At 71.9% G+C, this 22,488-nt stretch carries 23 protein-coding genes; 6 read left to right on the forward strand and 17 right to left on the reverse strand.

The window, feature by feature from the left end; all coding sequences use genetic code 11:
* Nucleotides 1-418 precede the first annotated feature (418 nt).
* The 4 genes from IE212_RS01900 to IE212_RS01915 all read right to left on the reverse strand — a co-directional run bounded on the left by IE212_RS01900 (nucleotide 419) and on the right by IE212_RS01915 (nucleotide 4,938).
* Nucleotides 419-1,543 carry a GuaB3 family IMP dehydrogenase-related protein gene (locus tag IE212_RS01900; RefSeq protein WP_030233649.1) on the reverse strand — a complete coding sequence of 375 codons (1,125 nt, stop codon included), beginning with the start codon at nucleotides 1,541-1,543 and terminating at the stop codon, nucleotides 419-421.
* Between the two features lie 105 nt (nucleotides 1,544-1,648).
* Nucleotides 1,649-3,154, reverse strand: a complete 1,506-nt coding sequence (gene guaB / locus IE212_RS01905; protein WP_190195892.1) for an IMP dehydrogenase — start codon at nucleotides 3,152-3,154, stop codon at nucleotides 1,649-1,651.
* Nucleotides 3,155-3,303: 149 nt separating this feature from the next.
* On the reverse strand, nucleotides 3,304-3,891 hold the full coding sequence (locus tag IE212_RS01910; RefSeq protein ID WP_190195893.1) for a sigma-70 family RNA polymerase sigma factor: 588 nt from the start codon (nucleotides 3,889-3,891) through the stop codon (nucleotides 3,304-3,306).
* A gap of 435 nt (nucleotides 3,892-4,326) precedes the next feature.
* The gene (locus tag IE212_RS01915) at nucleotides 4,327-4,938 is read right to left on the reverse strand and encodes a response regulator transcription factor (RefSeq protein WP_003948568.1); all 612 of its coding nucleotides are present in this window, start codon (nucleotides 4,936-4,938) and stop codon (nucleotides 4,327-4,329) included.
* Nucleotides 4,939-5,317: 379 nt separating this feature from the next.
* Between IE212_RS01915 and IE212_RS01920 the strand changes: the two genes are divergently transcribed.
* On the forward strand, nucleotides 5,318-5,647 hold the full coding sequence (locus IE212_RS01920; protein WP_190195894.1) for a WhiB family transcriptional regulator: 330 nt from the start codon (nucleotides 5,318-5,320) through the stop codon (nucleotides 5,645-5,647).
* Nucleotides 5,648-5,714: 67 nt separating this feature from the next.
* Here IE212_RS01920 and IE212_RS01925 read toward each other — a convergent pair whose 3' ends face one another.
* The gene (locus IE212_RS01925) at nucleotides 5,715-6,611 is read right to left on the reverse strand and encodes a LysR family transcriptional regulator (protein ID WP_190195895.1); all 897 of its coding nucleotides are present in this window, start codon (nucleotides 6,609-6,611) and stop codon (nucleotides 5,715-5,717) included.
* A gap of 79 nt (nucleotides 6,612-6,690) precedes the next feature.
* Between IE212_RS01925 and IE212_RS01930 the strand changes: the two genes are divergently transcribed.
* From IE212_RS01930 to IE212_RS01940, 3 genes are all read left to right on the forward strand, one after another.
* Nucleotides 6,691-7,359 (forward strand): MOSC domain-containing protein, encoded by a 669-nt coding sequence (locus tag IE212_RS01930; RefSeq protein WP_190195896.1) that lies wholly within the window; start codon nucleotides 6,691-6,693, stop codon nucleotides 7,357-7,359.
* Between the two features lie 50 nt (nucleotides 7,360-7,409).
* Complete coding sequence (locus tag IE212_RS01935) at nucleotides 7,410-8,183, forward strand: SDR family NAD(P)-dependent oxidoreductase (RefSeq protein ID WP_190195897.1); 774 nt, start codon at nucleotides 7,410-7,412, stop codon at nucleotides 8,181-8,183.
* A gap of 140 nt (nucleotides 8,184-8,323) precedes the next feature.
* Complete coding sequence (locus IE212_RS01940; RefSeq protein ID WP_190195898.1) at nucleotides 8,324-9,031, forward strand: ester cyclase; 708 nt, start codon at nucleotides 8,324-8,326, stop codon at nucleotides 9,029-9,031.
* 61 nt (nucleotides 9,032-9,092) lie between these two features.
* Here IE212_RS01940 and IE212_RS01945 read toward each other — a convergent pair whose 3' ends face one another.
* The 7 genes from IE212_RS01945 to IE212_RS01975 form a co-directional block, all read right to left on the reverse strand.
* Nucleotides 9,093-9,350, reverse strand: coding sequence for a Txe/YoeB family addiction module toxin (locus IE212_RS01945; protein ID WP_190195899.1), 258 nt, complete (start codon nucleotides 9,348-9,350; stop codon nucleotides 9,093-9,095).
* Entirely contained in the window at nucleotides 9,347-9,625 is a 279-nt protein-coding gene (locus IE212_RS01950; RefSeq protein ID WP_190195900.1) for a type II toxin-antitoxin system Phd/YefM family antitoxin, read from the reverse strand. Before IE212_RS01950 ends, IE212_RS01945 begins: the two co-directional genes overlap by 4 nt.
* A gap of 227 nt (nucleotides 9,626-9,852) precedes the next feature.
* On the reverse strand, nucleotides 9,853-10,902 hold the full coding sequence (locus tag IE212_RS01955) for a hypothetical protein (RefSeq protein WP_190195901.1): 1,050 nt from the start codon (nucleotides 10,900-10,902) through the stop codon (nucleotides 9,853-9,855).
* 175 nt (nucleotides 10,903-11,077) lie between these two features.
* On the reverse strand, nucleotides 11,078-12,703 hold the full coding sequence (groL, locus tag IE212_RS01960) for a chaperonin GroEL (protein WP_190195902.1): 1,626 nt from the start codon (nucleotides 12,701-12,703) through the stop codon (nucleotides 11,078-11,080).
* 111 nt (nucleotides 12,704-12,814) lie between these two features.
* Nucleotides 12,815-13,123, reverse strand: a complete 309-nt coding sequence (gene groES, locus IE212_RS01965; RefSeq protein WP_003974211.1) for a co-chaperone GroES — start codon at nucleotides 13,121-13,123, stop codon at nucleotides 12,815-12,817.
* Nucleotides 13,124-13,336: 213 nt separating this feature from the next.
* A complete protein-coding gene (locus IE212_RS01970; protein WP_229863984.1) occupies nucleotides 13,337-14,074 on the reverse strand; it encodes a polysaccharide deacetylase family protein in 738 nt (245 codons plus the stop codon).
* Nucleotides 14,071-14,994, reverse strand: coding sequence for a polysaccharide deacetylase family protein (locus IE212_RS01975; RefSeq protein WP_190195903.1), 924 nt, complete (start codon nucleotides 14,992-14,994; stop codon nucleotides 14,071-14,073). The genes IE212_RS01970 and IE212_RS01975 overlap by 4 nt, the downstream gene beginning before the upstream one ends.
* Before the next feature lie 151 nt (nucleotides 14,995-15,145).
* On the opposite strand from IE212_RS01975, the gene IE212_RS01980 reads away from it, so the two are divergent.
* Nucleotides 15,146-16,312, forward strand: coding sequence for a THUMP-like domain-containing protein (locus IE212_RS01980; RefSeq protein ID WP_190195904.1), 1,167 nt, complete (start codon nucleotides 15,146-15,148; stop codon nucleotides 16,310-16,312).
* Between the two features lie 105 nt (nucleotides 16,313-16,417).
* Here the strand turns inward: IE212_RS01980 and IE212_RS01985 are convergent, their stop codons facing one another.
* Nucleotides 16,418-17,485 (reverse strand): LacI family DNA-binding transcriptional regulator, encoded by a 1,068-nt coding sequence (locus IE212_RS01985; RefSeq protein ID WP_190195905.1) that lies wholly within the window; start codon nucleotides 17,483-17,485, stop codon nucleotides 16,418-16,420.
* 126 nt (nucleotides 17,486-17,611) lie between these two features.
* Between IE212_RS01985 and IE212_RS01990 the strand changes: the two genes are divergently transcribed.
* Entirely contained in the window at nucleotides 17,612-19,924 is a 2,313-nt protein-coding gene (locus IE212_RS01990; protein WP_190195906.1) for a beta-xylosidase/alpha-l-arabinosidase, read from the forward strand.
* 9 nt (nucleotides 19,925-19,933) lie between these two features.
* On the opposite strand, the gene IE212_RS01995 is transcribed toward IE212_RS01990, so the two are convergent.
* The 4 genes from IE212_RS01995 to tsaB are packed head-to-tail and all read right to left on the reverse strand — an operon-like array spanning nucleotide 19,934 to nucleotide 22,437.
* Complete coding sequence (locus IE212_RS01995) at nucleotides 19,934-20,191, reverse strand: hypothetical protein (RefSeq protein ID WP_190195907.1); 258 nt, start codon at nucleotides 20,189-20,191, stop codon at nucleotides 19,934-19,936.
* Nucleotides 20,188-21,291 carry a tRNA (adenosine(37)-N6)-threonylcarbamoyltransferase complex transferase subunit TsaD gene (tsaD, locus tag IE212_RS02000; RefSeq protein WP_190195908.1) on the reverse strand — a complete coding sequence of 368 codons (1,104 nt, stop codon included), beginning with the start codon at nucleotides 21,289-21,291 and terminating at the stop codon, nucleotides 20,188-20,190. Before tsaD ends, IE212_RS01995 begins: the two co-directional genes overlap by 4 nt.
* Nucleotides 21,284-21,787: a ribosomal protein S18-alanine N-acetyltransferase gene (gene rimI / locus IE212_RS02005; RefSeq protein WP_229863985.1), complete on the reverse strand. Its 504-nt coding sequence runs from the start codon at nucleotides 21,785-21,787 to the stop codon at nucleotides 21,284-21,286. Before rimI ends, tsaD begins: the two co-directional genes overlap by 8 nt.
* Nucleotides 21,784-22,437 (reverse strand): tRNA (adenosine(37)-N6)-threonylcarbamoyltransferase complex dimerization subunit type 1 TsaB, encoded by a 654-nt coding sequence (gene tsaB, locus IE212_RS02010; RefSeq protein WP_190195909.1) that lies wholly within the window; start codon nucleotides 22,435-22,437, stop codon nucleotides 21,784-21,786. The genes rimI and tsaB overlap by 4 nt, the downstream gene beginning before the upstream one ends.
* Nucleotides 22,438-22,488: the final 51 nt, after the last annotated feature.

Here is a 22,488-nt window from a genome sequence, read left to right on the forward strand (position 1 = left end):
GCTTCATCGCCCGTAGATCCACAAGACACACCTCCTCCGGAACTTGACCAGCCTCAGCCAGTACTGAGCCAGCCGAAGCCGGATGCGGTCCCGACGGGTGGGCTTGCGGTGACGGCCCATGGGCACGCCCCCTTCCACGACGCCACCCATTGGCCCGGTAGGCGGCACGTTGGAGTTCGGGCCGGGCCCCGAGGGCGGGGTCCGGAACCGTGTCCTTGGAAGGGGGCGCCCCAGACAACCGGGTCGCCGATCACGGACATTACCGCCCCACTACGCCCGTTCGGCCCACATTCGCCCCGAACGCAACCACGCGCCCCTGCCTCACAACCCGCCCCCACCCAGCGCACCTCCAGGCACGCAAAAGGGCCGGCCGCCCCACCCGCAGGGGGAGTGACCGGCCCTTCCAGCGCCGTGAGGCCTACCGCCGGTGCTGTGAGTCCGCCACCGTCACCTCGACCCGCTGGAACTCCTTGAGCTCGCTGTAGCCGGTCGTGGCCATGGCGCGGCGGAGAGCGCCGAAGAAGTTCATCGAGCCGTCGGGGGTGTGGGACGGGCCCGTGAGGATCTCCTCGATGGTGCCAACGGTGCCGAGGGCGACCTTCTTGCCGCGCGGCAGCTCCTCGTTCACCGCCTCCATGCCCCAGTGGTGGCCCTTGCCCGGACCGTCGGTGGCACGGGCCAGCGGGGAGCCCATCATCACCGCGTCGGCGCCGCAGGCGATCGCCTTGGGCAGGTCGCCGGACCAGCCGACTCCGCCGTCCGCGATCACGTGCACGTACCGGCCGCCCGACTCGTCCATGTAGTCACGGCGGGCCGCCGCCACATCGGCGACAGCCGTGGCCATCGGCACCTGGATGCCCAGCACGTTGCGCGTGGTGTGCGCGGCGCCGCCGCCGAAGCCGACCAGCACACCGGCCGCGCCGGTGCGCATCAGGTGCAGCGCCGCGGTGTACGTGGCGCAGCCGCCGACGATCACCGGGACGTCGAGCTCGTAGATGAACTGCTTCAGGTTCAGCGGCTCGTGCGAGGACGAGACGTGCTCCGCCGACACCGTCGTGCCGCGGATGACGAAGATGTCGACGCCCGCGTCCACGACGGCCTTGGAGAACTGGGCCGTGCGCTGCGGGGAGAGCGCGGCGGCCGTGACCACGCCCGAGTCGCGCACCTCCTTGATGCGGGCACCGATCAGCTCCTCCTTGATCGGCGCGGCGTAGATCTCCTGCAGGCGCCGGGTGGCGGTCTCCGCGTCCAGTTCGGCGACCTCGTCGAGCAGCGGCTGCGGGTCCTCGTGGCGCGTCCACAGGCCCTCGAGGTTCAGCACGCCGAGGCCGCCGAGTTCGCCGATGCGGATCGCGGTGGCCGGGGAGACGACCGAGTCCATGGGGGCGGCCAGGAACGGCAGCTCGAAGCGGTAGGCGTCGATCTGCCAGGCGATCGAGACCTCCTTCGGGTCCCGGGTCCGGCGGCTGGGGACGACGGCGATGTCGTCGAAGGCGTACGCCCGGCGGCCGCGCTTGCCGCGCCCGATCTCGATCTCAGTCACGTCTGTGGCCTTTCCCTGATGCGTTTCAGCGTCTTCCAGTATCGCCGACGGGCACGACGAGGGCGGCCCCGGATGCTTCCGGGGCCGCCCCATCAGGCCTGACGCCTACTGACGGCTGTAGTTCGGCGCCTCGACCGTCATCTGGATGTCGTGCGGGTGGCTCTCCTTGAGGCCCGCCGAGGTGATCCGCACGAACCGGCCGTTCTCCTGGAGGTCCGGCACGGTCCGGCCGCCGACGTAGAACATCGACTGGCGCAGGCCTCCGACCAGCTGGTGGACGACCGACGAGAGCGGGCCGCGGTAGGGCACCTGGCCCTCGATGCCCTCGGGGACCAGCTGCTCGTCGGAGGCGACGCCCTCCTGGAAGTAGCGGTCCTTGGAGAACGACTTGCGGTCACCGCGGGTCTGCATGGCACCCAGGGAGCCCATGCCGCGGTACGACTTGAACTGCTTGCCGTTGATGAACAGCAGCTCGCCCGGCGACTCCTCGCAGCCGGCCAGCAGCGAGCCCAGCATCACCGTGTCGGCGCCGGCGACCAGGGCCTTGGCGATGTCGCCGGAGTACTGCAGACCGCCGTCGCCGATGACCGGGACACCGGCCGCCTTGGCCGCGAGCGCGGCCTCGTAGATGGCCGTGACCTGCGGGACGCCGACGCCGGCGACCACGCGGGTGGTGCAGATGGAGCCGGGGCCGACACCCACCTTGATGCCGTCGCAGCCCGCGTCGACCAGGGCCTGGGCACCGTCGCGGGTGGCGACGTTGCCGCCGATGACGTCGACGCCGGACGAGTTCGACTTGATCTTGGCGACCATGTCGCCGACCAGCCGGGAGTGGCCGTGCGCGGTGTCGACGACGATGAAGTCGGCGCCCGCCTCGACCAGGGCCTGGGCACGCTCGAACGCGTCACCCGCGACACCGACGGCGGCACCGACGAGCAGCCGGCCCTCGGAGTCCTTCGCGGCGTTCGGGTACTTCTCCGCCTTCACGAAGTCCTTGACCGTGATCAGACCCTTGAGGACGCCGCTGTCGTCGACCAGCGGAAGCTTCTCGATCTTGTGGCGGCGCAGCAGGTCCATGGCGTCCACGCCGGAGATGCCGACCTTGCCGGTGACCAGCGGCATCGGCGTCATGACTTCGCGCACCTGCCGGGAGCGGTCGGTCTCGAAGGCCATGTCACGGTTGGTGACGATGCCGAGCAGCTTGCCGCCGCCGTCGGTGACCGGGACGCCGCTGATCCGGAACTTGCCGCACAGGGCGTCGGCCTCGGCGAGCGTGGCGTCCGGGTGGATCGTGATGGGGTCGGTGACCATGCCGGACTCGGACCGCTTCACCAGGTCGACCTGGTTGGCCTGGTCCTCGATGGACAGGTTGCGGTGCAGAACGCCGACGCCGCCCTGGCGGGCCATCGCGATCGCCATGCGCGACTCGGTGACCTTGTCCATGGCGGCGGACAGCAGCGGGATGTTGACCCGCACGTTCTTGGAGACGTACGAGGCGGTGTCGATCTCGTCGGGTGCCATGTCCGACGGGCCCGGCAGCAGCAGCACGTCGTCGTAGGTCAGCCCGAGTGTCGCGAATTTACCGGGCACTCCGTCGACGTTGGCAGTCATGACACCTTCCCCAAATGGCCTTGATCGGTGCGGATGTCCATGCTAACGGGAAGCGCGGCTGTCTCATTCCACGGTTCCGGCTGGCTGGGGGCTTCGTATGTTCGTACGGTAGCGGCACACCGCCCGTTCAACGAGGGGCTGCTGAAGGCCTACTGCTCGGCCAGGGCCCGCAACCGGCTCAGCGCCCGGTGCTGCGCCACCCGGACCGCGCCGGGTGACATTCCCAACATCTGGCCCGTCTCCTCGGCCGTGAGGCCCACCGCGATGCGCAGCAGCAGCAGTTCCCGCTGGTTCTCCGGCAGGTTGGCCAGGAGCTTCTTGGCCCATTCCGCGTCGCTGCTGAGCAGGGCGCGCTCCTCCGGGCCCAGGGAGTCGTCGGGCCGCTCCGGCATCTCGTCGGAGGGGACGGCCGTCGAGCCGGGGTGGCGCATCGCCGCGCGCTGGAGGTCGGCGACCTTGTGGGCGGCGATGGCGAAGACGAACGCCTCGAAGGGGCGCCCGGTGTCCCGGTAGCGGGGCAGCGCGAGGAGCACCGCCACGCAGACCTCCTGGGCCAGGTCCTCCACGAAGTGCCGGGCGTCGCCCGGAAGGCGGGACAGACGGGTGCGGCAGTAGCGCAGGGCCAAGGGATGGACGCGGGCGAGCAGATCGTGCGTGGCCTGCTCGTCCCCGTCGACGGCGCGGTGGACGAGCGCGCCGATCGCCCCTTGGGCATGGACCGCCTCGTCGTCGCGCATCGGTCCATGGTGCCTTGCGGCCGTCGGACCCGTGGCGCCACGCCCGTTGTTGTGCACCGAAGCGTTATGAGCAGGTGCGCCGGAACTCATCGCCTGCGCCCTCCCCTTCCGCTCGACCGACTCGTCCCCGAGGAACTCCACACCCTCAAGGATGCGGCATCAGCCGCGAAACGAGCAGCGGGCACCCGATGGCCCCCCGGCCCGCCCCCGCCCACCTGGCATTCCGTACCCTCGCCACGCCACGGGCGGTCGCCCCTGGAGCCCGCCGTGCGGATCAGCCCGGGGACGCGCGGCCTCGCGGGCGCGCTCCCGAGCTCTCGGCGTCGCCAGGGCAGGGCGTGTGGGTCCGGCTCACGCGGGGGCATCCTCATGCCCCCGCCCACCGGCGCCGGCACCATGCCGTCAGGATCCGCGGCCTGATCCGTACGACAGGCCCTAGCGCACCAGGCCCCATCGGAAGCCGAGCGCCACGGCGTGGGCCCGGTCGGAGGCGCCGAGCTTCTTGAACAGGCGCCGGGCGTGCGTTTTGACGGTGTCCTCGGAGAGGAACAGCTCACGGCCGATCTCCGCGTTCGAACGGCCGTGGCTCATGCCTTCGAGGACCTGGATCTCACGCGCTGTGAGCGTCGGCGCGGCACCCATCTCGGCCGAGCGCAGCCGGCGCGGGGCGAGCCGCCAGGTCGGGTCGGCCAGGGCCTGCGTCACCGTCGCGCGGAGCTCCGCGCGTGAGGCGTCCTTGTGCAGATAACCGCGGGCCCCGGCGGCGACCGCGAGGGCCACACCGTCCAGGTCCTCGGCGACGGTGAGCATGATGATGCGCGCACCGGGGTCGGCGGACAGCAGCCGCCGGACCGTCTCGACGCCGCCCAGGCCGGGCATGCGTACGTCCATCAGAATCAGGTCCGAGCGGTCGGCCCCCCAGCGGCGGAGGACTTCCTCGCCGTTGGCCGCCGTCGTCACGCGCTCTACGCCGGGCACGGTCGCGACCGCACGACGGAGCGCCTCTCGGGCAAGCGGGGAGTCGTCGCAGACGAGGACGGAAGTCATGACCGCCCTCCGCAGCTGATGCGCGTCACCTTGAGCCTCCAGGCTGGTACGAAATCGTCACCTGTGCGGTCGACCGTCTCGGACGCCCGTCCGAGCGCTGGTTCATCAACCGCCTCGCACTCTCAACGACGGTCACTCGAAAGAGTTACGGGGTCGGCTGCCATCTTCGGCACTCTACGTGAGGGGGCGGACACGGTGCAGATATGCGCAGCGGACCCTCGAACTTTCATCACAACCTATGCCCCATTTAGACCCATTTCTTCCGCTTTGCCAGTGTCTGGAGCTAGATTCGCAATGAGTCATATTTTCATCTCCTTAGATCGTAGTTGTACGGTCGTGGACACCGGATCCGCCCAGAACGGCTACAAGGGGTCACGTAATGGCAGATTTCTCCCGCCTTCCCGGACCGAACGCGGACCTGTGGGACTGGCAGTTGCTGGCTGCCTGTCGCGGGGTGGACAGCTCACTCTTCTTCCATCCGGAGGGTGAGCGCGGTGCGGCTCGGAGCGCTCGCGAGAACTCGGCCAAAGAGGTCTGCATGAGGTGCCCGGTACGCGCCGAGTGCGCCGCCCACGCGCTCGCGGTACGTGAGCCGTACGGCGTGTGGGGCGGACTGACCGAGGACGAGCGCGAAGAGCTCATGGGGCGGGCGCGCAACCGGCTGGTGTCGGCGTCGACATCGAGCGGGCACGCCGCCTCGAACAACTGAAGGAACGTTTCTGCTAGAGAGGCACGCGCATGCGTGCCGTTGGTTTTTGGCAGCGGGCCCGCCGACGTCAGCGGCTCGCTGCCCGCGCCAGCTGGTCGAGCGTCGCCGCCACCGCCGGGACCTGGGCGAGGTCGGGCAGGGTGAGTGCGACGATCTCCCGTCGCACCGCTGGTTCCAGCGTCACCGTCCGCACGCCCCGCGGGCGGACGGACTCGACGGCCAGCTGGGGCAGCACGGCCACCCCCAGGCCGGCGCCGACCAGGCCGGCGACCGCGGGGTAGTCGTCGGTCGCGAAGTCGATGCGCGGAGTGAAGCCGGCCGCCGCGCACACCTCGACCAACTGTCCGCGGCAGCGCGGGCAGCCCGCGATCCACGGCTCCCGGGCGAGTTCGCCGATGGCGACGGACCCCGCGCCCGCGAGCCGGTGCCGGTCCGGCACGAGGGCGACGAGCCGGTCCGACAGCAGCGGCCGTACGACGAGGTCGTCCCACTCCTCGGCGCCCGCCGCCCCCTCGTAGCGGAAGGCGAGCGCCACGTCGCAGTCGCCCTCGCGCAGCATGCCGACCGACGCGGGCGGTTCGGCCTCCTCGAGGAAGACGCGGGTGCCGGGGTGGGCGTCGCGCAGGGCGGCGAGGGCCGTCGGCACGAGGGTGGAGCTGCCGCTGGGGAAGGAGACGAGCCGGACCCGGCCCGCACGCAGCCCGGCGATGGCCGCGACCTCCTCCTCCGCGGCCGTGAGCCCGGCGAGGATCCCGGCGGCGTGCCGCACCAGGGCCTCCCCGGCCTGGGTCAGACGCATCTCGCGTCCCGTGCGGATCAGCAGAGGGGTGCCGACGGACGCTTCCAGGGCCTTCATCTGCTGACTGACCGCGGGCTGGGTGCAGCCCAGCTCGCGCCCCGCGGCGGAGAAGGAGCCGGTGGCGGCGACGGCACGCAGTACACGGAGATGACGGGCTTCGATCACCCTTCGAGGATAAGGGGCCCTTTGCCCCTGCCCCGGAAAGTGCGTCGCCACTTTGAGGCCGTTCCTCTACCGTGCGGGCATGAGGCTCTTATCTGTGAATCTGGGCCGTGCCAAGGCCGTGCCCTATACGGACACCCCGGGGGGAGTGACCGGGATCGACAAGCAGCCGGTGGACGGACCCGTGCGGGTGTCCGCGCCCGGGCCCAAGGGCGTCGGCGGGAGCGGGCTGGCCGGGGACGCGGTGTGCAAGAAGGAGCACCACGGCGGCGACGACCAAGCGGTGTACGCGATGGCGCGCGAGGATCTGGACGGCTGGGAAGCGGAGCTGGGGCGGTCACTGGCGAACGGCGCGTTCGGGGAGAACCTCACGACGCAGGGCATCGACGTCTCCGGTGCCTTGATCGGCGAGCGCTGGCGCATCGGGGCCGAGGTGGTGCTGGAGATCAGCAGCGCACGGATCCCGTGCGCCACGTTCCAGGGCCACATGGCCGAGGACCGCTGGGTGAAGCGGTTCACGCAGAAGGGGGCGCCGGGTGCGTACCTGCGGGTGATCGAGCCGGGAGAGATCCGCGCCGGGGACCCGGTCGAGATCCTCCACCGCCCGGACCACGAGGTGACGGTGGCCCTGACGTTCCGGGCGGTGACCACCGAGCGGGAGTTGCAGCCGCGGCTGCTGGCGGCGGGCGCGGCGCTGCATCCGGAGGCGCGGGAGTGGGCCCGGAAGTACACGGAGGAGTACGGAGTGTGACGGGTGCTCATGAAGCGGACGCACCCACTCCAGGTCACTAACCTTCTGCCATGACAACGGCTCTGATTACGGGATCGACGGCAGGCATCGGGGCCGCGTTCGCGCGGCGACTGGCGGCCGACGGGCACAACCTGGTGCTGGTGGCCCGCGACACCGGGCGGCTGCGGGAGCAGGCGACCGAACTGCACGACCGGCACGGCATCGAGGCGGAGGTGCTGACGGCCGACCTGGCGCAGGACAAGGGCATCGAGACGGTGGCCGGCCGGCTCGGCGACCGGAGGAACCCCGTCGACCTCCTGGTCAACAACGCCGGATTCGGCAACAAGGGCCGTTATCTCGACGTCCCCATGGCCGACGAGCTGCGGATGCTGAAGGTGCACTGCGAGGCCGTGCTGAGGCTGACGTCGGCGGCGACCGGGGCGATGCGCGAGCGCGGACGCGGCGGTGTCGTCAACGTCGCCTCGGTGGCCGCGTTCGTACCGCGGGGCACCTACGGCGCGTCCAAGGCCTGGGTCGTGCAGTTCACCCAGGGCGCCGCGCGGGACCTGGCCGGCAGCGGCGTACGGCTGATGGCGCTGTGCCCCGGCTTCGTGCGGACCGAGTTCCACGAGCGGGCCGGCATGGGCACGGACAACATCCCGGGCTGGATGTGGCTCGACGCGGACAAGCTGGTGGCGGCGGCACTGCACGACCTGGCCCGCGGCAAGACGCTGTCCATCCCGGACCCGAGGTACAAGGCGCTGATGGGGGCGACGAAGCTGGTGCCGCGCGGCATGCTCGGGGCCATCTCGTCGAGGACCGGCCGGAAGTACGGGCCGCAGTAGGGCAGAGCCGGGCCGGTCCGGCCGCGCGGCATGCGGCCGGACCGGCGGCCTCCCCGGGCCGGAGCCGGGAGGCACCCGGGCGTCCCGCTTGGGATGATGGAGCTGTTCCAGCCGGACCCAGGGGGGCCGGAGGCGAGGCCATGACCTTCGTACAGCTCATCGAATGCAGGACCAGCCGGCTCGACGAGATGAACCGGCTGATGGACCGGTGGGTCGAGCAGACCAAGGGGAAGCGGACCGCGACGCACAGTGTGGTGGCGACGGACCGCGCCGACGCGTCACACGTCGTCGAGATCGTGGAGTTCCCGTCGTACGAGGAGGCGATGCGGAACTCCGGGCTTCCGGAGACCGACCGGATCTTCCGGGAGATGGTGGCGCTCTGCGACGAGGAGCCCACCTTCACGGATCTGGACGTGGTGCGGGACGAGCAGCTGTACGCGGCCACCGTGCGCAGGTTCTTCGAGCTCGCGCCCGGGCAGGGCGCGGCGCCCGCGTTCAACGACGTGTTCATCGAGGACTACCACGACCACGACCCCGCCAACCCGCAGGACGTCATCGGGCTGGACGCGCTGCGGCGCGAGGTGGAGGTGTGGCGGGGCGGGTTCGACTTCTCGTTCACCATCGAGGACCAGATCGCCCAGGAGGACCGGGTGTGCACCCGGTGGACCTGGAAGGGGCACCACAAGGGCGAGTTCCTGGGGATCCCGCCGACCGGGAAGGACGTCACCATGACCGGGACGACCGTCCACCGGTGCACCCCGGACGGCAAGATCGCCGAGGGCTGGTGGCAGTACGACCGGCTGGGGCTGATGCAGCAGCTCGGGGCGTTGGAGCCTACGGAGCTGTGACCTCGGGCCGTGGTGGCCGCCGGGCCCGTCCTCGGGTGAGCCGGGGACGGGCTCCGGACCGTCAGTAGTGGTATCGGGCCTTGATGATCACGACCTCCTTCTCGGTGGCCCGGTAGACGAGACGGTGCTCGTCGTCGATCCGGCGCGACCAGTAACCCGACAGGTCGCCCTTCAACGGCTCCGGTTTGCCGATACCCGTGAAGGGATCCCGCTGGATCTCGCCGATCAGACGGACGAGCTTGCGGAACAGCTTCTTGTCGGCGGCCTGCCAATACAGGAGGTCCTCCCACCCGGTGGGCCGGAACCGCACGTCCCTCACTCGCTGTCCTCCGCCAGGGCCTCCAGCTCCGCCATGCTCCTGGTGATCACCGGGGTGTCGGCGGCCTTGTCCGCAGCGACGGCCGCCATCAGGTGGGCGGCATTGGCCGGCGAACGCAGCAGGTAAACGGTCTCCTGCCAGGAACGGAAGTCGTCCGCCGACATCAGTATGGCGTTGCCGGCCCTGGAAGTGATCTCCACCGGCTCATGGTCGTCGTTGACCTGCTGGATCAGCGGGAAAAGCTTGGCCCGCGCCTCGCTGGCAGTGATGGACATACCCCTCCTCCACAGAAACTGGTACGGGATGACCGTACCAGTCGGATGGTACAAGTATCCGGTACCAGTTGCATGGCCTCTTGCCTCCCGGACCGCGGGGTCCCACATCCTGACCGTGTTGCACGCCGACCGCGGAGCGGCAAGAGATCGAGGGACAAGGCGAGGAACCGCAAGGCGGACGGTGCATGGCCGTGAGCGGCGTGCGCGAGCGGTGCGGCCACCCGTGGCTAGTCGCCCCCGCCGCCGCCCCCTCCGTCCCCGCCGCCGTCACCACCGGCCCCTCCCCCGTCGCCCCCGTCTCCGCCGTCGCTGCCCCAGCCGTCGCCACCGCCGGGTTCGTTGTCGTCGCGGTCCCGGCCGAGGTTGCTGAACCATGGGCGGTCCCAGAGGTCCTCGTCCGTCTCCCGGCGGCGTTTCACGGCGCGGAATCTGGCCAGGCCGGTCGTGTCGCCGAGGCCGAAGGAGACGGCGACCGCGTGGGCCATGACGGCGTCCAGGGGGTCGGGGCTCTCGTGGTGCACGTCGGCCAGCGGCAGCAGCACCGAGCCCGGTGGAGGGCCCGGCCACCGCGAGGGGCGGGTCAGCAGCGCGACCCGCTGGTCGTCGCGCATCAGGCACGAGCTCTCGGCCTTCTCGCGGCGCAGGGTCCAGTGCCGGTCGGGCAGGCGGATCTCGACCTTGCTCTTGGACTTGCGCACTTTCTTGCGCAGTTCGAGCCGGGCGGTGAGGTCGCCGACGTACATGACCAAGCCGTTGGCCCGGTCGGCACTGTCGGGACGGTAGCCGTAGGGGGCTCGCAGGCGTACGGCGGGGGCGTGCGGGCCCCAGACGTCGACACGTACCGAGCGCCGGTCGACGGCGACGGTGACCCGTCCGGCGGGGCCGGGCGCGTGGCGGCGCGCGATCCACAGCGGTACGCCCTCCGCCTGCGCCCGTGCGGCGAGGTCGGCCACGTGGTCCGGCCCGCCGCACCTGCGCACGGCCAGTTCGCCCAGCGCGCGGGCGAAGTCGGCGGCCTGGCGGACCTTCAGGGGAGTGGTGGTGCCGGTCACGCGGGTAACCGGGACCACGCCGGGGCCCTGGGGCAGCATCCCCAAGGGGCGTTCAGTGCCCCCGCCGCCGAGCCAGCAGCCCCGCAGGAACGCTTCCGCCATGGCGGCGAGGTTCAGCTCGTCCAGCGGGGTCGTCCTGCCGCCCCTGCGCAGTCCGTCCTCGGTGAGCCGCACCGCCCGCGCCAGCGGGTTGCGGGACCGTTCCCCGTAGAGCACCTGGTTCATCCCTGCCCCCTTGTGATCCGCCTGCTCTGCGGGTAGACCGTCACCGGCCCCGGCGCGGTTCCCTGACCGGTGGAGGAGGACACATGGCGAAGGCCCGGCAACCCCCTCTTCCGGGGTGCCGGGCCTTCGCTCGGGCTCGGGCGGGCCGACGCCGTCAGCCCTCAGCCGTCATGCCTCAGTGGGCGTGGCCGTGGCCGTGGCCCGCGGCGGCCGGCTCCTCCTCTTCCTTCTTCTCGACGACCAGGGTCTCGGTCGTCAGGAGGAGGGAGGCGATGGAGGCGGCGTTCTCCAGGGCGGAGCGGGTGACCTTCACCGGGTCGATGACGCCGGCCTTGACCAGGTCGCCGTACTCGCCGGTGGCGGCGTTGAAGCCCTGGCCCTTGTCGAGCTCGGCGACCTTGGAGGTGATGACGTAGCCCTCCAGGCCGGCGTTCTCGGCGATCCAGCGCAGCGGCTCGACGGCGGCCTTGCGCACGACGGCGACACCGGTGGCCTCGTCGCCGGTCTTGCCGAGGTTGCCCTCCAGGACCTTGACGGCGTGGACGAGCGCGGAGCCACCACCGGAGACGATGCCCTCCTCGACCGCAGCGCGGGTCGCGGAGATGGCGTCCTCCAGACGGTGCTTGCGCTCCTTGAGCTCGACCTCGGTGGCGGCACCCACGCGGATGACGCACACGCCGCCGGCCAGCTTCGCGAGGCGCTCCTGCAGCTTCTCGCGGTCCCAGTCGGAGTCGGTGGTCTCGATCTCGGCCTTGATCTGGGCGACGCGGCCCTGCACGTCGTCCTTCTTGCCGGCGCCGTCGACGATGGTGGTGTCGTCCTTGGTGACGGTGACGCGGCGGGCGGAGCCGAGGACGTCCAGGCCGACCTGGTCGAGCTTGAGGCCGACCTCCTTGGAGACGACCGTGGCGCCCGTGAGGACGGCCATGTCCTGCAGCATCGCCTTGCGGCGGTCGCCGAAGCCCGGGGCCTTCACCGCGACGGCGTTGAAGGTGCCGCGGATCTTGTTCACGACGAGGGTGGACAGGGCCTCGCCCTCGACGTCCTCGGCGATGATCAGCAGCGGCTTGGAGGCGTTGGCCTGGATGACCTTCTCCAGCAGCGGCAGCAGGTCCGCGATGGCGGAGATCTTGCCCTGCGTGATGAGGATGTACGGGTCGTCCAGGACGGCTTCCATGCGCTCCTGGTCCGTCACGAAGTACGGCGACAGGTAGCCCTTGTCGAAGGCCATGCCCTCGGTGAAGTCCAGCTCCAGACCGAAGGTGTTGGACTCCTCGACGGTGATGACACCGTCCTTGCCGACCTTGTCCATCGCCTCGGCGATGAGCTCGCCGACCTGCTGGTCCTGGGCGGACAGCGCGGCGACGGCGGCGATGTCGGACTTCTCGTCGATCGGGCGGGCCGTGGCGAGCAGGTCCTCGGACACGGCGGCGACGGCGGCGTCGATGCCCTTCTTCAGGGCGGCCGGGGAGGCACCGGCGGCGACGTTCTTCAGGCCCTCGCGCACGAGCGCCTGGGCCAGCACGGTCGCGGTGGTCGTACCGTCACCCGCGATGTCGTTGGTCTTGGTCGCCACCTCCTTGACCAGCTGCGCGCCGAGGTTCTCGTACGGGTCCTCGACCTCGACCTCACGGGCGATCGTGACACCGTCGTTGGTGATGGTGGGGGCGCCGAACTTCTTGTCGATGACGACGTTGCGGCCCTTGGGGCCGATCGTCACCTTGACCGTGTCGGCAAGCTTGTTGACGCCGCGCTCGAGGGCGCGACGGGCGTCCTCGTCGAACTTCAGGATCTTCGCCATGGGAGCGTGAGCCCTCTTCCGGAATCTGGGTTGACGGCACTGCGCCCCGGGCGCCCGGCTTCATATCGATCGCGGGGGCCAGGGGCGCAGCTCAAAGCAAGGTGGGGTGAATTACTTCTCGACGATCGCGAGCACGTCGCGGGCCGAGAGGACGAGGTACTCCTCGCCGTTGTACTTCACCTCGGTGCCGCCGTACTTGCTGTAGAGCACGACGTCGCCGACGGAGACGTCGAGCGGAAGACGGTTGCCGTCCTCGAAGCGGCCCGGGCCCACGGCCAGGACGACGCCCTCCTGGGGCTTCTCCTTGGCGGTGTCCGGGATGACCAGGCCAGAGGCGGTGGTCTGCTCGGCGTCGAGCGGCTGGACCACGATGCGGTCCTCGAGCGGCTTGATGGCAACCTTGGAGCTGGTGGTCGTCACGATCCGACCTCCCCCTTCGGAGATCTCACGGGGTTAACTGTCTGAGGTGGCGACCAGGTGGATCCGTCGTCGCGGGTGCCGGACCTGCCCGTCGCTGTGTTGGCACTCTCCAGTGGGGAGTGCCAGAGCCGAGACTATGACCGTGATTAGCACTCGGTCAAGCGGACTGCTAATTGCCGGCGGCGCGTCGGCCAGGAGTCCGTGTCGCGTACGTCAGAGGTAGTCCTCCAGGCGACCCACGCGCAGCCCGCGCTCCCCGATCTCGCGCAGCAGCCGTGCCGTCCGTTCGGTCAGCGCCGGGGCGGCGGACCCGTCCGACGGCACGGAGACGATGTCACCCGGTCGGAGGGCCGGTGCGCCGCGCGTGTAGGCCAGCTCGCCGTCGGCTCCCAGGGACGCCCGCCAGAGGACGACCGCCGTGATGCCGCAGTCGGCGGCGGCGCGCAGCGTCGTCGTGTCGTACCTGCCGTGGGGCGGGCGGAGGAGGCGGGGGCGGACGCCGAACCGGGAGTGGAGTTTGTGCTGCTGGCCGCAGATCTCGGCGTGCTGGCCGGCGTAGGGCAGGCCGCGCAGGGCCGGGTGGTCCAAGGTGTGGTTCTGGATCGACGCGCCGACCGAGCGGAGCCGGGCGAGGTGTCCGTAGCCGGGTCCCGCGACCGTGTCCGTGAGGAACACGCTGACCGGAAGCCGCCGTTCGCCGACGAGGCCGGCGAAGCGGGGGTCGCGCCCGGCGCCGTCGTCGTAGGTCAGGAAGACGACCCGGTCGCGGGTGGGGACGTGGTCCGCGACGGGCGGGAGGCCCGTCCGGTCCCGGTTCCGGGCGTGGTTCGTTGCGTGCGCCGGGGAGCGGCCCCGGCCGTCCGGCTGCGCCCGCCCGTTGTCCGCCGCCGCGCAACCGGCCAGCAGGATCATCCCCGCGCAGGCCACTGCGGCGTACGACCACCGCCTCACAGGTAGTCCTCCAGCCGCCCCACCGCGTATCCCTCGGCCGTGACCTTGTTCAGGAAGCGGCGGATCATGTCCGGCATCGTGCCCTTCCACTGGCCGCGGCCCCGGAAGTGGGTGAGGACGATGTCGCCCGGACGCAGTGCGCGGTCCCCCTCGCGGTACTCCCAGTGGTCGGGGAAGACCTCCTGGTTCCAGAGCGGCACGTACTCGATGCCGCAGGACTTGGCGGCGCGCAGGGTCGCCCCGTCGTAACTGCCGTAGGGCGGGCGGAAGAGGGTGGGGCGGGTGCCGTAGCGCCTCTCGAGGAAACCCTGCATGCCGCAGATCTCGCGCTGCTGCACGCCGTACGGCAGGTTCCGCAGGTAGCGGTGGCGCAGGGTGTGGTTGTTCAGGACCACTCCCCGGCTCTGCATCCTCTCGAAGTAGCGGTGGTCGTCCTTGACCAGGTAGCCGCTGAGGAAGGCGCTGTAGGGGATCTCCAGATCGCTCATCATCCGCAGGAACGCGGGGTCCTTCTCGGCACCGTCGTCGATGGTGAGGAAGACGACCTTGTCCCGGGTGGGGACCGTGGTGAAGACGGGCGGGAGGTCCAGTCTCCGGTGTCCGTCCACCTCGAAGCCCTCGCGGGTCCTGACCCTCGGCTTCCTCGCGGGAGCCTGCGGAGCGGTGAACGGGACCTTCCTCAGCCCCCAGTGCCGCGCGGCGGCGACCCGGGCGGCGTGCGCGGCACGCAGCCTGGAGGCGTAGGAGTCGAGCGCGCGAGCCGCGGGCGCGTCGAGGGGCTGCTGACCGCCGGCCGGGGTGACCCGGTCGCCGCCGCCCTGGGTGCAGCCCGAGGCGATGGCGGCGAGGGCGAGCACGGCCACGCCGATCCGCACACCACCCCGTGCCCGGCTTTTGTCATTTTGTACTACCGCTCGCATGGTGCCGGATCCTCGCAGCCGGCCGGCCCGGATCCGCCCCGACACCGCGACCGGCGGCACACCGTCCACCGACTGGCCCACACACCTCGTTGAGAAGGCTCCCAAGGGAGGTGCGAGGAACCCTCGGAACGCCGTGGCCGACAATGAACCGGTGAACGACCTCGCCCTCCTCCTCACCCCCGAAGGCCGCGCCCTCCTGGAGGAGGTGCGGGACACCGACCCGGCGCAGGAGCTGGCCGTCGCGACCCGGTTGCGGCGGGAGCACCCCGCCGAGCTGGTGTCGGCGGCGCTGGGCCAGGCGCGGCTGCGGCAGCGTGCGGTGGTGAAGTTCGGGGCCGAGGACGCGGAGCGGATGTTCTTCACGCCGAACGGGGTGGAGCAGTCGACCCGGGCGAGCGTGGCGGCCTACCGGGCGCGGCGTTTCGCGGAGCTGGGCGTGACCTCGGTCGCCGACCTGTGCTGCGGCATCGGGGGTGACGCGATCGCGCTGGCCCGTGCCGGGATCCGGGTGCTGGCCGTGGACCGGGACCCGCTGACGGCCGCGGCGGCGCGGGCGAACGCCGAGGCGCTGGGGCTGGCCGGCCTGATCGAGGTGCGGGAGGCGGATGTGACGGAGGTGGACACGGCCGGGTACGACGCCGTGTTCGCCGATCCCGCCAGGCGCGGCGGCCGCGGCCGGATCTTCGACCCGGAGGCGTACTCGCCGCCCCTGTCCTGGGCGGTGTCCGCCGCCCGTCGCGCGCCCCGGGCCGCCGCGTTGAAGATCGCCCCCGGCGTCCCGCACGAGGCGGTCCCCGAGGACGCCGAGGCCGAGTGGATCTCCGACGGCGGGGACGTGAAGGAGGCGGTGCTGTGGTTCGGCACCGAGCCGGGGGCGGTGCGGGCCACCCTGCTGCCCGGCCCCCGCACCCTGCTCGCCCGGGGCCTGCCGGACCCGGACGTCCGCCCGCCCGGCCGTTACCTGTACGAGCCCGACGGTGCCGTCATCCGCGCCCACCTGGTCGCCGAGGCGGCCGAGGAACTCGACGGCGGCCTGCTGGACGCGACCATCGCGTACGTCACCTCCGACGCGCTGCGTCCGACCCCGTACGCCACCGCCTACGAGATCACCGACCATCTGCCCTTCAACGTCAAGAAGCTGAAGGCCCTGCTGCGGGAGCGGGGGGTCGGCAACCTCACGGTGAAGAAGCGGGGCTCGGCGGTCGAGCCGGAGGAGCTCCGCAAGAAGGTCAAGCCGCAGGGCCCGCACGCGGCCACGGTCTTCCTGACCCGGGTGGCCGGGGCACCGGCGATGCTCATCGGGCACCGCTGCGAGTAGGGCGCCCGGCCTCGGCGAGGACCGCGAGGGGTCTTCGAAACTTTCGATCAGGCTGCCGACTCGCTTCGGAGGAGTGGGCAGACATCCGCCCCACCCGTCAATGCGTCAACTTCCGGCCACGGGCGCCGCGGTGCTGCTGCGCACCACCAGACTGGTCGCCAGCTCCACCCGGGTGGCCGCGGGGGTGCCCTCCACGCGCCCGAGGTCGAGGACCAGCTTGGCCGCCGCCTCGGCCATCTCCATCAGCGGCTGCCGGACGGTCGTCAGCGGCGGCCCGACCAGGGGAGCCACCGGCAGGTCGTCGAAGCCGACCACGCTCAGGTCCTCCGGGACGCGCAGACCCAGCTCGCGCGCGGCCTCGTACAGCCCGAGCGCCTGCAGGTCGTTCCCGGCGAAGACGGCGGTGGGCCGGTCCGGGCGGCGCAGCATTTCGAGACCCAGGCGGTAGCCGGCCTCGTGGTGGAAGTCGCCGTTCACGATCAGGGCGGGGTCCACCGGCAGCCCGGCCGTCTCCAGCGCGGCCCGGTAGCCGTCGACACGGGCGCGGCTGCACATCATCTGCGAGGGCCCGCTGATCGCACCGATGCGGCGGTGTCCCAGCTCGACAAGGTGCCGGGTGGCCGCGAGACCGCCCTGCCAGTTGGTCGCGCCGATCGACGGCACGTCCGCCCCCGGGTCGCCGGCCGGGTCCATCACCACGAACGGGATGGAACGGCTGGTCAGCAGCGCCCGCTGCGACTCGTCGAGTCCGGACAGGACCAGGATCACGCCGTGCGGGCGGCGGGCGGCGACCTGGTCGGCCCAGGTCCGGCCCGGCGTGAGCCGCCCCGCGCTCTCCGACAGGACGACACTCAGACCGGCGTCCCGGGCCACGTTCTCCACCCCCCGGATGACCTCCAGCGCCCAGGCGCTCTCCAGCTCGTGGAAGACCAGGTCGAGCAGGGGCGAGCGGGTCGCCTCGGCTCGGCGGCGCCGGTAGCCGTGGGCGCGCAGCAGTTCCTCGACGCGGGCCCGGGTGGCGGGGGCGACGTCGGCCCGGCCGTTGAGGACCTTCGAAACAGTCGGTGCCGACACGCCGGCCTCACGGGCGATCTCGGCGAGCGTCGCGGTCTGCGCGGTGCGCCCCTGCGTCCGGGTTTGTGTCCGGCTTTCAACGGGCTCCGGGGAAGTCATGGCGGCGATCGTATCCCTGCGGGCCCCCTTGACGAAGTCCTCCGGGCGCCATAGGTTCCCGGAACATTCGAAGCGCAAGTCGAAACATTCGTGAGAGGGCCGTCCCGTCCACCCGACAGGAGCTTCATGACCACCGCGCCCTGGCGTGACCCCGCCCTGCCCGCCGCCGCCCGCGTCGACGACCTGCTCTCCCGGATGACCCTGGAGGAGAAGACCGCCCAGTTGTACGGCGTGTGGGTGGGCGCCGCGACGGACGGCGACGGAGTCGCTCCGCACCAGCACGACATGACCGTCGACTACGACTGGAACGAGCTGATCACCCACGGCCTGGGCCAGCTCACCCGCTCCTTCGGCACCGCCCCCGTGGACCCGGCGCTCGGCGCCCGGGCGCTGGCCCGGGCCCAGCGCCGCATCACCGAGGCCGGCCGCTTCGGCATCCCGGCGATCGCGCACGAGGAGTGCCTGGCCGGCTTCACCGCCTGGCAGGCCACGGCCTATCCGGTCCCGCTGGCTTGGGGCGCGACCTGGGACCCGCCGATCGTCGAGGAGATGGCCCGCCGCATCGGCGACGACCTGCGCTCGGCCGGAGTCCACCAGGGCCTCGCGCCGGTCCTGGACGTCGTGCGGGACCCGCGCTGGGGGCGCGTGGAGGAGACGATCGGCGAGGACCCGTACCTGGTCGGCACGATCGGCTCGGCCTATGTGCGGGGCCTGGAGTCGGCCGGGGTCGTCGCCACGCTCAAGCACTTCGCCGGGTACGCCTCCTCGGCCGGCGCCCGCAACCTGGCCCCGGTCCGGGCCGGAGTGCGCGAGTTCGCGGACGTCACCCTGCCGCCCTTCGAGATGGCGGTGCGCGAGGGCGGGCCCCGCTCGGTGATGGCCGCCTACACCGAGACCGACGGCGTCCCGGCCTCCGCTGACCCCGCGCTGCTGACCCGGCTCCTGCGCGAGGAGTGGGGCTTCACCGGCACGGTGGTCGCGGACTACTTCGGCATCGGCTTCCTGCAGACCCTCCACCGGGTCGCCGGATCCCCCGCCGAGGCGGCCCACGCGGCGCTCGAGGCCGGCATCGACGTCGAACTGCCCACCCTCAAGTGCTACGGGCGGCCGCTGCGGGACGCCGTGCGCTCGGGGCAGGTCCCCGAGGAGCTGGTGGACCGCGCGGCCCGCCGCGTCCTGCTCCAGAAGTGTGAACTGGGCCTGCTCGACGAGGACTGGAACCCCGAGCCGGCCGCCACCGTCAGCCTCGACTCGACGGGCAACCGGATCCTGGCCCGCCGCCTGGCCGAGGAGTCCGTCGTCCTGCTCGACAATCCCGGCGGTCTGCTTCCGCTGGCCCCCGACACCCGGATCGCGGTGGTCGGCCCCCGGGCCGCCGACGCCCTGGCCATGCTGGGCTGCTACTCCTTCCCGTCCCACGTCCTCACCCACCACCCGGACGTGCCGGTCGGCATCGAGATCCCGACCGTCCTGGACGCGCTGCGCACCGAACTCCCCGACGCCAAGGTGACGTTCGCGCCGGGCTGCGACGTGACCGACCCGGACACCGCGGGCTTCGAGGAGGCCGTCGCCCGGACCGCGGAGGCGGACGCGTGCGTGGCGGTCCTCGGCGACCGGGCGGGTCTGTTCGGCCGCGGCACCTCCGGCGAGGGCTGCGACGCGACGGACCTGAGCCTCCCCGGCGCCCAGGGCGAGCTGCTGGACGCGCTGCTGGCCACGGGCGTCCCCGTGGTGCTGGTGCTGCTGACCGGCCGCCCGTACGCCCTGGGCCGCTGGCACGGCCGCCTGGGCGCGGTCGTCCAGGCCTTCTTCCCGGGGGAGGAGGGCGGCCCGGCGGTGGCGGGAGTGCTGTCGGGCCGCGTGAACCCCTCGGGCCGCCTCCCCGTGAGCGTCCCGCAGATCCCCGGCGGCCAGCCCTGGACGTACCTCCAGCCGCCCCTCGGCCTCGCGGGCGAGGTCAGCAATCTCGACCCGACCCCGCTGTACGCCTTCGGCCACGGCCGTTCGTACACGACCTTCACGTGGGAGGACGGCACGGGCGGTGCGGAACCGGTGGAACTCGGCACGGACGGGACGTACGACGTGTCGGTGACCGTCCGCAACACGGGCGAGCGCGAGGGCGCGGAGGTCGTGCAGCTCTACCTGCACGACCCGGTGGCCTCGGTGACCCGCCCCGACATGCGCCTGATCGGCTACCAGCGGGTGACGGCGGCTCCGGGCGAGGCGGCCCGGGTGACGTTCCGCTTCCACCCGGACCTGTCGTCCTTCACCGACCGATCGGGCCGCCGGGTGGTCGAACCGGGCGCCCTGGAACTGCGGTTGGCGGCGTCCAGCACGGACGTACGCCACACGGCCCGGCTGCACCTCACGGGGCCGGTCCGGGAGGTGGGCCCGGGCCGGCGGCTGCGGTGCGAGACGGAGGTACGGAGCGCGGACTGACCGGCCGGGTCAGCCCGCGTCCACCGACTCGAACCGCCACCGGTGCACCGCCCGGGTGACCAGCCCGTCCTCCGGCTCGGGGAGTTCGGGCAGCTCGGCGTCGTACGGGGCGTCCCACCAGGTGATGACGAGGACGCGGTCCTGGGGGGCGCGCAGGGTCTCCCGGCGCAGGGGCTCCCGGGAGAGCTTCTGCGCCCGCGCCCAGGCGAGCAGTTCCGCACCGCGCCCGGGCACCGCCCGCGCCTCCCACATCAGGGCGACCGTCACGAGTAGAGGTTCTCCTTGCTGACCTCGTGCACGTGGTCGTGGCCGTGGGTGCCCGGCACGTGAGGTTCCGTCACCGGCAGCGAGGAGTCGGCCGGCAGGTCCCAGCTCGACGCGGCCCGGTTGCGGGCCACCATCTCGGCGCCGAGCGCGGCGACCATCGCCCCGTTGTCCGTGCACAGCTTGGGCCGCGGGACGCGCAGCCGGATCCCGGCCGCCTCGCAGCGCTCCTGGGCGAGGGCCCGCAGCCGGGAGTTGGCGGCCACACCGCCGCCGATCATCAGGTGGTCGACGCCCTCGTCCTTGCACGCCCGGACGGCCTTGCGGGTCAGCACGTCCACGACCGCCTCCTGGAAGGAGGCCGCCACGTCACGCACCGGCACCTCCTCCCCCGCCGCCCGCTTCGCCTCGATCCAGCGCGCCACGGCCGTCTTCAGCCCGGAGAAGGAGAAGTCGTAGGCGGGGTCGCGCGGACCGGTCAGACCGCGTGGGAAGGCGATCGCGTCCGGGTCGCCCTCACGTGCGTACCGGTCGATGACCGGGCCGCCCGGGAAGCCCAGGTTCAGCACGCGGGCGATCTTGTCGAAGGCCTCGCCGGCCGCGTCGTCGATGGTCGCGCCCATCGGGCGGACGTCGGAGGTGATGTCGCTCGACAGCAGCAGCGAGGAGTGGCCGCCGGACACCAGCAGCGCCATGGTCGGCTCGGGCAGCGCGCCGTGCTCCAGCTGGTCCACGCAGATGTGCGAGGCGAGGTGGTTGACGCCGTACAGGGGCTTGCCGAGCGCGTAGGCGTACGCCTTCGCCGCGGAGACGCCGACCAGCAGGGCGCCCGCGAGGCCGGGGCCCGCGGTGACGGCGACGCCGTCCAGGTCCCGTGCGCTCACCCCGGCTTCCTTCAGGGCGCGGTCGATGGTGGGCACCATGGCCTCCAGGTGCGCACGGGAGGCGACCTCGGGCACGACGCCGCCGAAGCGGGCGTGCTCGTCGACGCTGGAGGCGACGGCGTCGGCGAGCAGGGTGGTGCCACGGACGATGCCTACGCCGGTCTCGTCGCAGGAGGTCTCGATGCCGAGGACGAGCGGCTCGTCGCGTGAGTCAGCCATTGATCTGGGTTCCTTGTACGGAAGAGGGGTCGGTCAGTCGCATCACCAGGGCGTCCACGTTCCCCGGCTGGTAGTAGCCGCGCCTGAAGCCGATGGCCTCGAAGCCGAAGCGCTCGTACAGCTTCTGCGCGCGGATGTTGTCCACGCGGCACTCCAGCATCACCTCGGTGCACTCGAAGGCGGTCGCGGCCCGCAGCAGTTCGGTGAGGAGGCGGCCGCCCAGCCCGGTCCCCCACTGCTCCCGGGTGACGGCGATGGTCTGGATGTCGGCCTGCTCGCCGGAGGAGGCGACACCGGCGTACCCGACGATCCGCTCCCCCGTCTCGGCCACGACGTACTTCCTGGTCGCCTCCGGCCCGCGGGCGTGGGCCAGCTCGGACCAGAACATGCCCCGCGACCAGGCGTCGTCGGGGAACAGGTCCCGCTCCAGCTCCAGCACGGGGTCGATGTCCCACCAGCGCATCTCGCGCAGCTCACACGTCTCGGGACCGGTCACTTGGGGGTGACCACCTTGTAGTTCTTGGGGACCTGGGCGTCGGGGCGGCGCAGGTAGAGCGGCCGGGGCGAGGGAAGTTCCCCGCCCGCCGCGAGCTTCTCGGCGGCCAGCCGGGCGAGGGCGGCGGCGGACACGTGCTCGGGCTCGTGCGCCTTGGGGAAGGTGTCCGGGTACAGCAGCGCGCCCGCGCCGACCGCGGGCAGGCCCTCGACCTGCTCGGCGATGTCGGCGGGCCGGTCGACGGCCGGGTCGGTGACGCGGGTGCGGGAGTCGGCGTAGCGCGCCCAGTACACCTCCTTGCGCCGGGCGTCGGTGGCCACCACGAAGGGGCCCTCGAGGTCGGTGGCGTAGGCGAGTCCGTCCAGCGTGCACACGCCGTGCACGGGGACGCCGAGTGCGAGGCCGAAGGTCTCGGCGGTCATCAGCCCGACGCGCAGACCGGTGTACGGGCCGGGACCGATCCCGGCGACGATCCCGGTGACGGCGTCGAGCTTCCGGCCGGCCTCGGCGAGCACCCGGTCGATGGCGGGCAGCAGCAGTTCCCCGTGCCGCCGGGCGTCCACCTGACTCGACGAGGCGATGACGTCGCGTCCGTCGTGCAGCGCGACGGTGACGGCGGGTGTGGCGGTATCCAGAGCGAGCAAGAGCACGCAAACAGCCTACGGCTCCCCGGGGCCCGTGTCGGACGTACCTGGCGGGCA

This window comes from Streptomyces djakartensis (assembly GCF_014651075.1).
In the GTDB taxonomy this organism is placed as follows: domain Bacteria; phylum Actinomycetota; class Actinomycetes; order Streptomycetales; family Streptomycetaceae; genus Streptomyces; species Streptomyces djakartensis.